The 12,876-nt window shown below is 59.8% G+C and carries 11 protein-coding genes and 5 tRNA genes; 7 read left to right on the top strand and 9 right to left on the bottom strand.

The window, feature by feature from the left end; genetic code table 11:
- The 4 genes from AF337_RS31520 to recJ all read left to right on the top strand — a co-directional run.
- Positions 1–470: aminotransferase class I/II-fold pyridoxal phosphate-dependent enzyme (locus AF337_RS31520; protein WP_152971261.1), on the top strand; the 470-nt coding region annotated here is incomplete at its 5' end.
- A 61-nt stretch (positions 471–531) separates the two neighbouring features.
- Complete coding sequence (locus AF337_RS31515) at positions 532–1,857, top strand: homoserine dehydrogenase (RefSeq protein WP_049735241.1); 1,326 nt, start codon at positions 532–534, stop codon at positions 1,855–1,857.
- Between the two features lie 177 nt (positions 1,858–2,034).
- Entirely contained in the window at positions 2,035–2,280 is a 246-nt protein-coding gene (locus tag AF337_RS31510; RefSeq protein WP_049735240.1) for a hypothetical protein, read from the top strand.
- Between the two features lie 80 nt (positions 2,281–2,360).
- A complete protein-coding gene (recJ, locus tag AF337_RS31505) occupies positions 2,361–4,163 on the top strand; it encodes a single-stranded-DNA-specific exonuclease RecJ (RefSeq protein WP_049735239.1) in 1,803 nt (600 codons plus the stop codon).
- A 45-nt stretch (positions 4,164–4,208) separates the two neighbouring features.
- Here recJ and AF337_RS31500 read toward each other — a convergent pair.
- The 5 genes from AF337_RS31500 to gloA form a co-directional block, all read right to left on the bottom strand.
- Positions 4,209–4,283, bottom strand: a tRNA-Glu gene (locus tag AF337_RS31500).
- Positions 4,284–4,597: 314 nt separating this feature from the next.
- Positions 4,598–4,672: transfer RNA gene (locus AF337_RS31495), tRNA-Glu, on the bottom strand.
- Between the two features lie 75 nt (positions 4,673–4,747).
- Positions 4,748–4,822 (bottom strand) — tRNA-Glu (locus tag AF337_RS31490).
- A 198-nt stretch (positions 4,823–5,020) separates the two neighbouring features.
- Positions 5,021–6,088: a YcbK family protein gene (locus AF337_RS31485; protein ID WP_049735243.1), complete on the bottom strand. Its 1,068-nt coding sequence runs from the start codon at positions 6,086–6,088 to the stop codon at positions 5,021–5,023.
- Positions 6,089–6,250: 162 nt separating this feature from the next.
- Entirely contained in the window at positions 6,251–6,691 is a 441-nt protein-coding gene (gene gloA, locus AF337_RS31480; protein WP_003573436.1) for a lactoylglutathione lyase, read from the bottom strand.
- Positions 6,692–6,886: 195 nt separating this feature from the next.
- Here gloA and AF337_RS31475 point away from each other — a divergent pair, with 195 nt between their 5' ends.
- Both AF337_RS31475 and AF337_RS31470 read left to right on the top strand, forming a co-directional pair.
- Positions 6,887–7,465, top strand: a complete 579-nt coding sequence (locus AF337_RS31475; RefSeq protein ID WP_003573434.1) for a cold-shock protein — start codon at positions 6,887–6,889, stop codon at positions 7,463–7,465.
- 1 nt (position 7,466) lies between these two features.
- A complete protein-coding gene (locus tag AF337_RS31470; RefSeq protein WP_049735238.1) occupies positions 7,467–7,955 on the top strand; it encodes a DUF192 domain-containing protein in 489 nt (162 codons plus the stop codon).
- Between the two features lie 86 nt (positions 7,956–8,041).
- Here the strand turns inward: AF337_RS31470 and AF337_RS31465 are convergent.
- Positions 8,042–8,118 (bottom strand) — tRNA-Arg (locus AF337_RS31465).
- A 56-nt stretch (positions 8,119–8,174) separates the two neighbouring features.
- Complete coding sequence (locus AF337_RS31460) at positions 8,175–8,480, bottom strand: ETC complex I subunit (protein ID WP_003573430.1); 306 nt, start codon at positions 8,478–8,480, stop codon at positions 8,175–8,177.
- Between the two features lie 561 nt (positions 8,481–9,041).
- On the opposite strand from AF337_RS31460, the gene AF337_RS31455 reads away from it, so the two are divergent.
- Positions 9,042–9,118: transfer RNA gene (locus AF337_RS31455), tRNA-Pro, on the top strand.
- Positions 9,119–9,497: 379 nt separating this feature from the next.
- Here AF337_RS31455 and AF337_RS31450 read toward each other — a convergent pair.
- Complete coding sequence (locus AF337_RS31450) at positions 9,498–11,717, bottom strand: choice-of-anchor Q domain-containing protein (RefSeq protein ID WP_049735237.1); 2,220 nt, start codon at positions 11,715–11,717, stop codon at positions 9,498–9,500.
- A 797-nt stretch (positions 11,718–12,514) separates the two neighbouring features.
- Positions 12,515–12,847 carry a hypothetical protein gene (locus AF337_RS31445; RefSeq protein ID WP_049735236.1) on the bottom strand — a complete coding sequence of 111 codons (333 nt, stop codon included), beginning with the start codon at positions 12,845–12,847 and terminating at the stop codon, positions 12,515–12,517.
- Positions 12,848–12,876: the final 29 nt, after the last annotated feature.

Genomic DNA, 12,876 nt, shown 5'->3' with positions numbered 1-12,876 from the left:
CCGTCGGCAACGAGCGGCTGATCGCGGCGCTCACCCGCGTCAAGTCCTATCTCGATTACGGCGCCTTCACGCCGATCCAGGTGGCGGCGACGCATGCGCTGAACGGCGACGGCTCCGACATTGCTGAGGTTCGCAACGTCTATAAACGCCGCCGCGACGTCATGGTCGAAAGCTTCGGCAAGGCCGGCTTCGATGTGCCGCCGCCGGCTGCGACGATGTTCGCCTGGGCGAAGATCCCTGAAAAGTTCCGTCATCTCGGTTCGCTTGAGTTTTCCAAGCTCTTGGTCGAGAAGGCCGACGTCGCCGTCGCCCCGGGCATCGGCTTCGGCGAACAGGGCGACGACTATGTCCGTCTGGCGCTCGTCGAGAATGAACACCGCATCCGTCAGGCTGCGCGCAACATCAAGAAGTTCATGTCGACGGCAGACGAAACGATGCACAACGTCATTTCGCTGAACGCGCACCGTTAACCCAAATCTTAAGGCAGCCGCGTCCCGCGGCTGCCGCCACACAGACATTCAGGATCGATCCATGGCAGATGCCCTCAAAATCGGCATTGCGGGCTTGGGCACCGTTGGCGCCTCGCTAGTCCGCATCATTCAGCAGAAGAGCAACGAGCTTGCCGTCACCTGCGGGCGTCCGATCACCATCACCGCGGTCTCCGCGCGTGACAAGACAAGGGACCGCGGCGTCGATCTTTCCACTGTCACCTGGTTCGACCGGCCGGAAGATCTTGCCGAAAAGGGCGATATCGACGTCTTCGTCGAACTGATGGGCGGCGCCGAAGGGGCTGCCAACACCTCCGTACGCGCGGCACTCCAGCGTGGTCTCCATGTGGTGACCGCCAACAAGGCGCTGCTTGCCTATCACGGCGTCGAGCTTGCGACGATCGCCGAGGAGAAGGGTACGCTGTTGAATTTCGAGGCGGCGGTCGCCGGCGGCATCCCCGTCATCAAGGCGCTGCGCGAATCGCTGACCGGCAATTCCGTCTCGCGCATCTACGGCATCATGAACGGCACCTGCAATTACATCCTGACCAAGATGGAGAAGGAGGGGCTGTCTTTCGCCGAGTGCCTGAAGGAAGCGCAGCGGCTGGGTTATGCCGAGGCCGATCCCGCCTTCGATATCGAGGGCAACGACACGGCCCATAAGCTTTCCATCCTGACGACACTCGCCTTCGGCAATCGCATCGCCGCCGACGATATCTATCTCGAAGGCATCACCAACATCTCGATCGAGGATATCCACGCCGCCGCCGAGCTCGGTTATCGCATCAAGCTCCTAGGCGTTGCCCAGCGCACCGAAACCGGCATCGAGCAGCGCGTGCATCCCACAATGGTGCCTGTGGATTCGGTCATTGCCCAGGTCGACGGCGTCACCAATGCGGTGGCGATCGAATCCGATGTGCTCGGCGAACTGCTGATGGTTGGCCCTGGCGCCGGCGGCAATGCCACGGCCTCGTCGGTGCTCGGTGATATCGCCGATATCGCCAAAAGCCAGCCGGGCGCCCAGCGCGTGCCGGTACTCGGCCATCCCGCAAAGGCGCTGGAACCCTACCGCAAGGCGCAGATGCAGAGCCACGAGGGCGGTTATTTCATCCGCCTGACGGTGCTCGACCGCACCGGCGTCTTTGCCAGCGTTGCAACCCGCATGGCCGAAAACAACATCTCGCTGGAATCGATCGTCCAGCGCTCCAAGCAGCATCTGGCGCCGTCGCACCACCAGACGATCATTCTGGTCACCCACGCGACGATGGAAGAGTCGGTGCGCAAGGCCGTCGCGTCGATCAAGTCGGAAGGGTATCTCTTCGGCGAACCGCAGGTGATTCGCATCGAGCGGCCGAAGGAAGAAGCTTAAGCCTTTCCCTTCCGGGCAATGTGAGCCGCCCTGTCTTCTTGAACTGCCGGTTCAAGAAGACAGGGCGGTTTTTTTGTTGGTCGTCCGGGCTCCCCTTACGGAAGTCTATATTAACAAATACCGAAATATTGATATAAATAAAACCATAGATGGTGAGTCGTCTGCGTGGAGAATTTCATGAGCAAGGACAGCCACGCCGGCAAGGGGTATGGCCGCCCGAGCGACGCGCCGCCGGACCGCCCCGATATGCTTGGGGAAATTCTCAAGCCGGCCTACCGTGACATTCATCAGGAGAGCACTGATGAGGATGACGGCGATGAACACAGGGAAGGCCGCAACTGGGCCATTCTGCTGACGCTGTTTTCGTTCCTGCTGGTGCAGCTTGCCGGCGTCGCCATGATCATCTGGGCGGTATTCTGGTAAAAATCCGTGTCTGCAAATCCAACGCTATGTTATCTCCGCTGCTCCAGTAGAAAGAGCAGATGAAATCAGCGGAGTATGGCATGGCAGATCTCGTCGATCCGGTACAGCGCGCGTTTCTCGGCGTGGAGAAATCCGCGCTCGATAATCGCTGGGTGGCGCGGCTCGACCAGGCCGGGCAGAACCGGGCGCTGGCCATGTCGCAGATCCACGGATTGCCGGATCTGATCGCCCGCGTGCTGGCCGGGCGCGGTGTGGCGGTGGACGAGGCGATCGAATTCCTCGATCCGACGATCCGCGGCCTGATGCCCGATCCTCATACGCTGACCGATTGCGAAAAGGCCGCGACCCGCCTGGTGAGCGCCATCGAGCGCGGCGAGAACGTCGCGATCTTCGGCGACTACGATGTCGACGGTGCGGCCTCCTCGGCGCTGATGTTCCGCTTCCTCAGCCATTTCGGCGTCAAGGCGAACATCTATATTCCCGACCGCGTCTTCGAAGGTTACGGTCCCAATCCGGCGGCGATCAACCAGCTGATCGACAATGGCGCCCGGCTGATCGTCACCGTCGACTGCGGCTCCACCAGCCACGAGGCGCTGGCCGCCGCCGCCTCCCGCAATATCGATGTCGTCGTCATCGATCACCACCAGGTGACACATGAGCTGCCGCGCTGCCATGCGCTGGTCAACCCGAACCGCGAGGACGATCTCTCGGGGCAGGGGCATCTTTGCGCCGCCGGTGTGGTCTTCATGGTGCTCGTCGCCACACTCAGGCTGCTGCGGGCGACCGGCAACAAGGGCATCCTGGCACTCGACCTGTTGCAATGGCTGGATATCGTCGCACTGGCGACAGTCTGCGATGTCGTGCCGCTGAAGGGCCTCAACCGCGCCTATGTGGTCAAGGGGCTGGTCGCCGCCCGCCACCAGAGCAATGCCGGTCTTGCAGCCCTTTTTCGCAAGGCAGGGCTCGCCGGCCCGGTGACACCCTATCATTTCGGCTTCCTGATCGGCCCGCGCATCAATGCCGGCGGGCGGATCGGCGATGCTGCCCTCGGAAGCCGCCTGCTGACGCTTGATGACGCCGGGGAGGCCGAAATGATCGCCCAGCGCCTGGATGAGCTCAACCGCGAGCGCCAGGCGATGGAGGCTGCCATGCTGCAGGAGGCGGAAGCCGAGGCGCTCGCCGAATATGGCGACGGCGAGGGCGCCTCCGTCATCGTCACTGCCCATGAAAAATGGCATCCCGGCATTGTCGGGCTGATCGCGGCGCGGCTGAAGGAGAAGTTCAAACGGCCGGCCTTCGCGATCGCCTTCGATCCCTCCGGCCGCGGCACCGGCTCGGGCCGCTCGATCAACGGCTTCGACATGGGCAGGATGGTGCGCGCCGCGGTCGACGAAGGGCTGCTGGTCAAGGGCGGCGGTCACGCCATGGCTGCGGGGCTGACGGTCGAGCGCGCCGATCTCGGCAGACTGAGGACCTTCTTCACCGAGAAGTCGGCGAGAACGGTGGCGAGCCTCGTCGCCAATGAGACGCTGAAGATCGACGGCGCGATCGGCGCCAGCGGCGCCACGCTCGAACTCATCGACCGCCTGGAGGCCGCCGGTCCCTATGGCTCCGGCCACGCCCAGCCGCTCTTTGCCGTGCCGGCGCATCGTGTGCGCGACGCACGCCTGGTCGGCGAAAAACATGTGAAGGTGACGATGGAGGCAATGGACGGATCGCGGCTCGACGGCATCGCCTTCCGTGCCGCCGATACGGCCCTCGGCAATCTCCTCATCAATTCACGCGGCGCGAGCTTGCATGTCGCGGGTTCGTTCAGTGCCGAGCATTACCAGGGCGCGCGCCGCATCCAGCTTCGCGTCTGCGATGCTGCGCCGGCAAAATAAGACGCCGCGCAAAAAGACTGATGATGAAGAATTTGGAGGAAGAAGTGGCACGCCCTAGGGGAGTCGAACCCCTCTTCCCAGAATGAAAATCTGGTGTCCTAACCGATAGACGAAGGGCGCTTCCTTCGTGGTGGCGCCCTTATAGTCAGCACCTTCAAAAGCTGCAAGCGCCAAGGCGCGAAAAAATCATCGTTTTCGCCGATTTTTTTGTTGCTGTGGAAAACGTGGCGCCGGGGCCGATAAGCCAATTGTCGCGGCCGCAGAGATACGTGCCTTCAGAACATCGTGCAGGAGACCATTGCCAAGTCTGTTGCAGTTGGTGATCCGCATTGCGGGCTGTGCAGGTGCGTAAACGACGGGGCGGGCGTGTACTGTTGCGTCTGTCGGACAGACTATTGATCCGGTGCCGTGCCGGTCGTTGATTTGGGTAAAATTGGTACGCCCTAGGGGAGTCGAACCCCTCTTTACAGAATGAGAATCTGTCGTCCTAACCGATAGACGAAGGGCGCAGGCCGGCCCCGTTAAAATAGGCGCGCGCGCAGACTTCTGCAAGCAGATGCGATGGCTTCTAAATGGAGAGAAAGTGGCACGCCCTAGGGGAGTCGAACCCCTCTTCCCAGAATGAAAATCTGGTGTCCTAACCGATAGACGAAGGGCGCTTCCTTCGTGGTGGCGCCCTTATAGTCAGGCGTTTGGAATCCCGCAAGCGGCAATTTCGGTTTTTTTCAAAAAAATGACAGATATTTTTGCGGTCGCGAAACCCAAGATTACGATTGACGAATCAATAGTTTGCAGGATTTGGCGAAAGTGTGTGGGCCGGAGCTGCCGTTGCGTAATGGCGATCTGCTTTCGCGAGATCAGATCGCTCTTGCGGTCGCCATCGGCGCGCGTTTGCCGCCGCAGCCCCAATTCCAGTCGCGGCTTTTGCCGGTATCGAGATGAACCGAATCCGTGTGGCAATAGGTGCCGACACCGCCGCGGTTCGGCAGCGAGCGGATATAGGCGGCGATATCCCATTTTGTTACACCGTCGATCTGGATGTCGGCCGCCTCGCAGCTTTTGTGCATCGATTCGTCAGCGCCGCCGACGAGGCGGTTATGCTCTTCGTCGCGATAGCCTGACGTGACGATAACGGGCCGGCCGAAATGGTTTTCGACCGTCTTGATCACGTTCAACAGCTCGGGCTTGAAGCAGCCGACCTCGACCTTGTCGTTCTGTACATGAAGCCCGTTCGGCGCGATACGCGTCATGCCGGGCAGGGACGCTTTTTGCAAAAGGCCGGAGAGGCTGCCGAGCAGGTTCTGCTTCGGCGCGCTGTAGAGCGCGTTCATCGTCGGGGCCGCACCGCTGTCCGTCGCCAGCGACGCCGTTTGAACGGGCGCAATCTGCGTGCTGCCATTCTGCGAAGATTGCTGCGGCAGTACCGGCTCCGCCGGCTGTCCTGATACGGGTTGCTGGCTGTAGACGCTGCTTCTCGCAGGTGCTGCACCCCCAACCGGCGCATAGGCCTGAGGCTGAATGACAGTCGACGTACTGTTGTTCTGCGGTGCCGGCTGATGGTCGGAAAAGATACTCATCGCCTGCGCGTTGATCCGGGTCGACTGCAGCACGAGCCCGCCGATATTGGCCGGCGCCGCTGCAGCCGGATCGGCCGGCGGGACGGGGGCATTCGGATCCGCTGCAACGGCCTGCGGCGCGGCTTGAGCGCCGGAGACATTGACGAGCCGGGGATCGGTGTAGACCGAACGTGGGGTAGGGCTTGCGGGCGCTGCCGCGGCAAGCGCAGGTGCAGCTGCCTGCGGTGCCGGAACCGCTGCGGCGGAATCGAGCGCCTTCTTGTTCGACGCGCAGCCAGACAGCGCCAGCACCGAAGTGGCGATCAGCAAAGCGCCCGTAAGCGACATCCGCATCTCAATGTTACGCAAGCAAAGTCTCCAATTGATGCGGAAATGGCCGAAAACCGCCATCTCCGCTTCGAGTCGTCAGGAGATTGCCTGCGGGGTCGGATCGCCGCAAGTGTCAAGGCGCCAGCCGAACCCGAAATCGCAAAAGCCGCAAGCCTCGCAAAAGCCTTGCGGCGAAAAGCCTTACCAGGCGCCGGTATTGCCCATCGAGGCCCAGGGTTCGGCGGCGGCAAGCGGGCTGCCTTTCTGCAGAATTTCGATCGAGATGCCGTCGGGCGAGCGCACGAAGGCCATGTTGCCGTCGCGCGGCGGCCGGTTGATGGTGATGCCGTTGTCCATCAGATTCTGGCAGGTCGCGTAAATATCGTCGACCTCATAGGCGAGGTGGCCGAAATTGCGTCCTCCGCTATAATCTTCCGTGTCCCAGTTATAGGTAAGTTCGAGGCAGGGAGCCTTTTCGCTGCGCGCACGGTCGAGATCGTCGCGAGCGGCCAGGAAAACCAGGGTGAAGCGGCCCTTCTCGTTTTCGTGGCGGCGAATCTCCTCCAGCCCGAACAGCGTGGTGTAAAAGGCGAGTGAAGCGTCCAGGTCTTTGACCCGAACCATTGTATGGAGATAACGCATTCTATCTACTCCTTTATTGGGTCTGGCTTTTTCGGCGAGCTGAGGTCAGCCTCGGGCAAGTCATCGATATAAAATGTGCAGTTGGGAATAACCGAAAACTAGGACTTGCGCTTATCCGTTACCAAGATGTTAATCTTGATTTCAAGAATCAGTTAACCGTAACAGTGTGACGCGTATTCGAGGGGCTGGCGACAAATGGCTGACAGGATTTCATCGAACGAATACTCCGACCTTGACGAGCTATCGGCAGAGGCGGTCGATCTTGTTGAAATCACTGGCGTCGTCAAGTGGTTCGACGTTGCCAAGGGTTTCGGCTTCATCGTGCCCGACAACGGCATGCAGGATGTTCTCCTGCACGTGACCTGCCTGCGCCGCGACGGTTACCAGACGATCCTCGAGGGAACGCGCATCGTCGCCCTCATTCAGCGCCGCGAACGTGGCTACCAGGCTTTCAAGATTCTTTCGATGGATCAGTCGACTGCGGTTCATCCCTCGCAGCTCCCGCCTGTGCGCACACATGTGCAGGTCACCGCGACGAGCGGCCTCGAGCGTGCGCTCGTCAAGTGGTTCAACCGCACCAAGGGCTTCGGCTTCCTGACGCGCGGCGAGGGCACGGAAGACATCTTCGTACACATGGAAACGCTCCGCCGTTTCGGCCTGACGGAACTGCGCCCCGGCCAGGTGGTGCTCGTCCGCTTCGGCGACGGCGAGAAGGGCCTGATGGCAGCGGAAATCCATCCCGACATTCCGAGCCCGGCCAGCCGGTCGCATTGATATGCGTGAGCTGGTTCTTCTTCATGCGATCAAAAGCGCCATCCTGGCGCTTTTTTTCATGGCCGCCCTGCCGGCTTTCGGCCAGGAGCCGATCCGCTTCGACAAGGAGCCGCTGCTCATCCAGACGGCCGCGGGCAAGGTGCTGCATTTCACTGTCGAGATCGCCTCGACCCCCGATCAGCGCGCCTACGGGCTGATGTTTCGCAAGGCGATGGCCGATGACGCCGGCATGATCTTCGATTTCGACGAACCGCGGCGCGTCACCATGTGGATGGAAAACACCATCCTGCCGCTCGACATGCTGTTTGCCGACGACACCGGCATCATCCGCCACATCAAGGAAAAGGCGGTGCCTTATTCGCGCGATATCATCGATTCGATGGGCAAGGTGAAATACGTCGTCGAACTCAATGCCGGCATCGTCAGCAAATTGGGAATCAAGCCGGGCGACAGGATCGTCAGCGCTACGACGACGAAGAAGGCGAAGTGACGGGCCGCAAGCTGCTGATCGTCGACGAACTTAGAGAGCAGGCCCCTTCGGGCTGGTCACAGGGCGGTTTCAAGTCATTGAATGTGTGGCGACCCCTGCAGGAATCGAACCTGCGACAACCTGCTTAGAAGGCAGGTGCTCTATCCAGCTGAGCTAAGGGGCCGTCCGGCGGCCGCGTTCAGGGAGCGCGACCGATGCGGCAGTTCTGGACGAGAAATCTCAATGCGTCCAGGGCTGTGTGCGGGTATAGCGGAAATTATCCGGATAGGCGACAACTTGGCGGACCGGATCCTTGGGCGCAATGACCCTGTATTCGATGCCGTTGCGCTGGGCATAGGCTTCGGCCAGTTCCTGCGTTTCGAAGGTGAGCTTCACCTGCTGGCGCGTATCGCCGGAGGAGGTATAACCCATCATCGGATCGATCTTGCGCGGCGACTCCTGATCGAATTCAAGCACCCAGAGATGGGTCTTGGCCTTGCCGGACTGCATGGCGGTCTTGGCTGGACGATAGATCTTGGCAGACATGACTGCGCGTCTCCGACTTTGCGGGCAGCGCCCGCCTGTGATGGTCTCACCCCATTGCCGGGGCTCTTTCTTCATCGCCAGAGATAGCGCGAAGAGATGAATTTTGCTTATCCGCGATTCCCCCCCTTTTCAAGAAAAAACGCGGCGTATGAGGCTGCGGAAACAAGACCGCGGCAGACAGGCCGGTTGCGCAATATTACCGATCGTCTCATGTTGTGATCACAACCTGATTGCCGCGGCCAGCCCTCGGGACTATTTACGGCTCAGTCAATTTCAGTGGATTTGCACGCATGATGAGACGTTCGGCGGAGTTCAATGCCATTGTGATCGGGGCCGGCATCACGGCTTTCTTCTACGTTGCCATTAGCTACGCCCAATATATCGGCCTGCTCGAACGCGGCTGAGGCAGCCCTCTCCTGACGCCCAGTTGCATCAGGCAGCGCAGAGGCGCGCCATCCCGATTTTTCTATATGCATCGACATATCAGGCGGGATTCTTCGGCCGGAGCTGGATTATGGGTTGCGACGGCGAAGTGAACCGTGTATCTCCCCGCCCACGGCACGGAGTGTAGCGCAGTCTGGTAGCGCATCTGGTTTGGGACCAGAGGGTCGGGAGTTCGAATCTCTCCACTCCGACCATTCAATATCCCGATATCTTGCATCTTTGACAGCCGCATCATGGCTCGCATTGTCGGGCGTGCGTCCGGCCAACTGCTTCTCGAAATCGAGGACAGATCGCTAAAGCGCGCCGCATCAAACTTGATTGATGCGACGCGCTTTAGCTCTTTGTTCTTGCGCATGTCGTTATCCCGGAAGCGCTGCACACTTCCGGGCGACATGCATTAGACCGGTGCGGAATTGTTGTCCGAACTGATCTCGCAACACGAAGAGCGAGGTCCACCTCGGTCACCAGCACTCTTCCGTTCTACAAATGCACAGAATCCGAGCGCCTGACCGGCGCTCGGATTTTGTCAGCACGGTTGTTGCGGCGATCGGACGATCGCCGCAACAGGTATGATTACAGGAGAAAATCGCCTGCCCCCAGGTGGACCAGGCCCTTCAGCTGAACCTGGAAGTCCTGAACGCCGTCGCCGTTCAGGTCGCCCTGGATAACGGTAGCATCGCTCGCTGATCCAGCCTTGTCTTCATAGTGCCAGGTGAGCGCGCCAGCCTTGTGGTCGAAAGAGGCGTTCTCCTGCGCCAGGAAATGGAATGCTCCATCACCCTGCGCAGAGCCATTCGCATCTATCGCCGAGAAGTCCATCTTATCGACGCCTTTCTGGAAGTCGGTGATGACGTCGCGGTTCGAGCCAGACCCCATTTCTGCCGGTGACTTGAAGGCAAACGTATCCGAGCTGGCGCCACCGGTCATGATGTCCTTTCCGGCCCCGCCTTGGAGAATATTGCTGCCGCTATTGCCGGTCAGCACGTCGTTGTAGCTGGAGCCAATCAAGTTTTCGATGCTGATGAACTTGTCACCGGTGGCATACCCGCCCGATGCGACCCCAGTTGCCAGGTTGACGTTGACCGCCCCGGAGGAGACCCCATAGGTGGCCGTGTCGCTGTCACTACCGCCGTCGAGCCTGTCCGCGCCGGCGCCGCCGTCCAGCTTGTCCGCGCCAGCCCCGCCATGGAGAACGTTGCTGCCGTTATTGCCGCCGGTTAGCACGTCGTTGTAGCTGGAGCCAGTCAGGTTTTCGATGCCGACGATCTTGTCACCGGTGGCCTGGCCGCCCGATGCGGCCTTAGTCGCCAAGTTGACGTTGACCGCGCCGGAGCCCGCATAGCTGGCCGTGTCGTTGCCATCACCGCCGTCGAGCACGTCTGCGCCGGCCCCGCCCTTCAACACGTCACTGCCGCCGAGACCCTTGAAGGTTTCGTTGCCGCCATTGGGCTGACCGGTGTGTGGCAGGATGTCGTTGCCGCTGGTGCCGACGATTTCCTTCGTCGGCGCGGTTGGCGTTGTCGGTTGCGTGGGCGTGGTTGGTGTTGTCGGTTGCGTCGGCGTGGTTGGTGTTGTCGGCTGTGTCGGCGTGGTTGGCGTTGAGCTGGAGCCCGATTCGTAGGCGCCTATATCGACAGTTCCAACGACGCGGGCGTGGCCGTCCAGATCGATGGAGCCGACGCCGTACTTGCTGGTTCCGCCGTCGATCGCCGACGAGCCGGAGCCGAGGTGGAAGTTGTCGCTCGCTGCCCCCGCGAATTTCGGGTCAACACCGAGCTTGTTACCGTCCGCCGCGCTCGGCATCGCGTTGCCGCCGTCGGTCTTGACCGAGGCCTGGCCGGCCGTGCCGTTGTAGGTAACGTTATTGGCCCAGACGACGTTTTTGTTGGAGTAGCTGTCGGTCGACGTGTTATCGATCGCAGTATTGTTCTTGTTCAGCGATGGGTCCGCTACAGCGATGTTGTTGACCCAGGTGTTGTTGCTCGACGCCGAGTTGCTGAGCTCGCCGCGCCAGGTGCCGGTGTTCTGCGGGTCCTGATTGTTGTGGTATGCGGTATTGTTCGACACCGTGACGGAGTCGCTCCAGGTCACCTGGACGCCCTTGCCGCCGTTCCCGTACACGAGGTTGTTATCGACCAGGGTCTTATACGTGTAGTTCGGATAACCGCTCGTTTGCGTGCTCTGGAAATCGTCGATGATGATGCCGTTGCCATCGGTGTGCGCACCCGACTTCGTGACGTTGTCGTGCGAGACGTTGTTGCGCACGATCGTTCGGTAACCGTCTGTCGAGGTATCGCCGGTGATGTTCCGGTTCTGGTAGATCGAGATGCCCGAGAACCAGCCCGACGACGCGTTATTATAGGTCTCGTTCCCTTCGATGCGGATGAAGTCCGATTGGTTGAACTGAATGCCCGACTCCCCGCTGCCGTGGACCGTGTTGTTGAGGATCTGGATGTGGTGGACACTGTTCGCTTCGATGCCGTCGCCTGTGGCGCCGCCGATGTCAAAGCCGTCGATGACCACGTGGTTGGCGTTGACGCTGATCGCGTTCCACGAGCCCGCGGGCGGCCGGATCAGTGCTGCGCCGGGCACTTCCGAGCGCAGCGTGATGTCGCCCGCCGCCGAGCCGCCCTTGTCGATGTTAATGCTCTCGTTGTAGGTCCCCGCCTTCACCACGACCTCGTCGCCGGGCTTAAGGTTCGATGCCATCGCGTCGCTGATCGTGCGGAAAGGAGAGGAGGCACTGCCGTTTCCGCTGTCGCTGCCAGTTGTCGCTACGTAGTATGTTGTCATGGTCTTGTTCCTCAACCCCTGCCCGTTAATATTTTAGGTTAATCATGTCTTACGGCGGGGGGTTATAGGGCGACATTCCGGAGGGCGCAACAGCAACGCGACGGTAAGTACTTGAGAATAATAGCCATATTGCTGCCACAATATCCCAATCACTTCGATGTTACGTTTTGAAATATTTGTAGAATTTCGAGTCGCCTAAATTGGGGCAGTATTAATGTCTCGCATTTCGCGAATTATTCTTTCTGCAACTATAGCGAAATGCATCTATTGAAAACATTAGGAAAACCTGGTGGCGTGACTGGATTGCTATTGCCAAAGGCGGAATCGACATTTTTTTCTGAATTCAGCAATTTTTGGGCAGATTCGCCCTAAAAATTGGCACTGATCGAGATGATAAGGGGGCAAGATCGTCGAATCACCTGCACCTCGAACTTCACAAATGAGCCCCGATCAAACCGATCGGCGACAGGGCAATGCTCTCGTTTTCTAAGCCCGATCCAGCGATCCAGCGATCCAGGAACTCGGAACGCTGCTGCAGGCATGCCGCAAAGAACCGCGCCTACCGCTCACTCGAGCGGGGGTGAACCAGATCCGCCTACTGGTCGATTGCAACGACCATACTATCCGACAAGAATGCAATGGCAGCCGTCTTCGAGAGCATCGGCTTTGCCGGGACTGTGGTTGCTACGACCTACAACGGTAGCGAAGCGAACCCAAGGGATGAATGACAACCGCGTGCCGAACGGGTCGCCGACGACTTGCAAGTACGAGACCGCAAGCCGACGAGCGATCCTGTTTTAACGGCCTTGGAAAATCTTGATGATCTTCGGAGTAAAGCGGCGTTGTCTGACGTTGACGACATCGTCATAGGTAATGCGGCCAGAAACCAGCGCTGCAACAAATCGCTCGCATGCAACCCTCGGAGCGTCCTTGTCCGAAACGTTTGTCACGAGACCCGCGCCGCGGCGGCCATTTGCATCAAATCCCGTTGCACAATCTTTAATTACTTCATTTCTTGCTCTTGAGCTGCCCTGCAGCAAAGTCACGTACGTATCATAATCCTGACGCGTTGGCACGCAGGCGGTCAGTAGTCCCATGGCAATCATTACTGTTACAATACGAGCGCGCATTATTATCTTGTTCCCTTAGCTACCCAATG

Source organism: Rhizobium ecuadorense (genome assembly GCF_001187535.1).
GTDB classification, from domain to species: Bacteria; Pseudomonadota; Alphaproteobacteria; order Rhizobiales; family Rhizobiaceae; genus Rhizobium; species Rhizobium ecuadorense.
The sequence above is the reverse complement of the archived record's forward strand: the minus strand, read 5'-3'. Positions and strand labels throughout refer to the sequence as shown.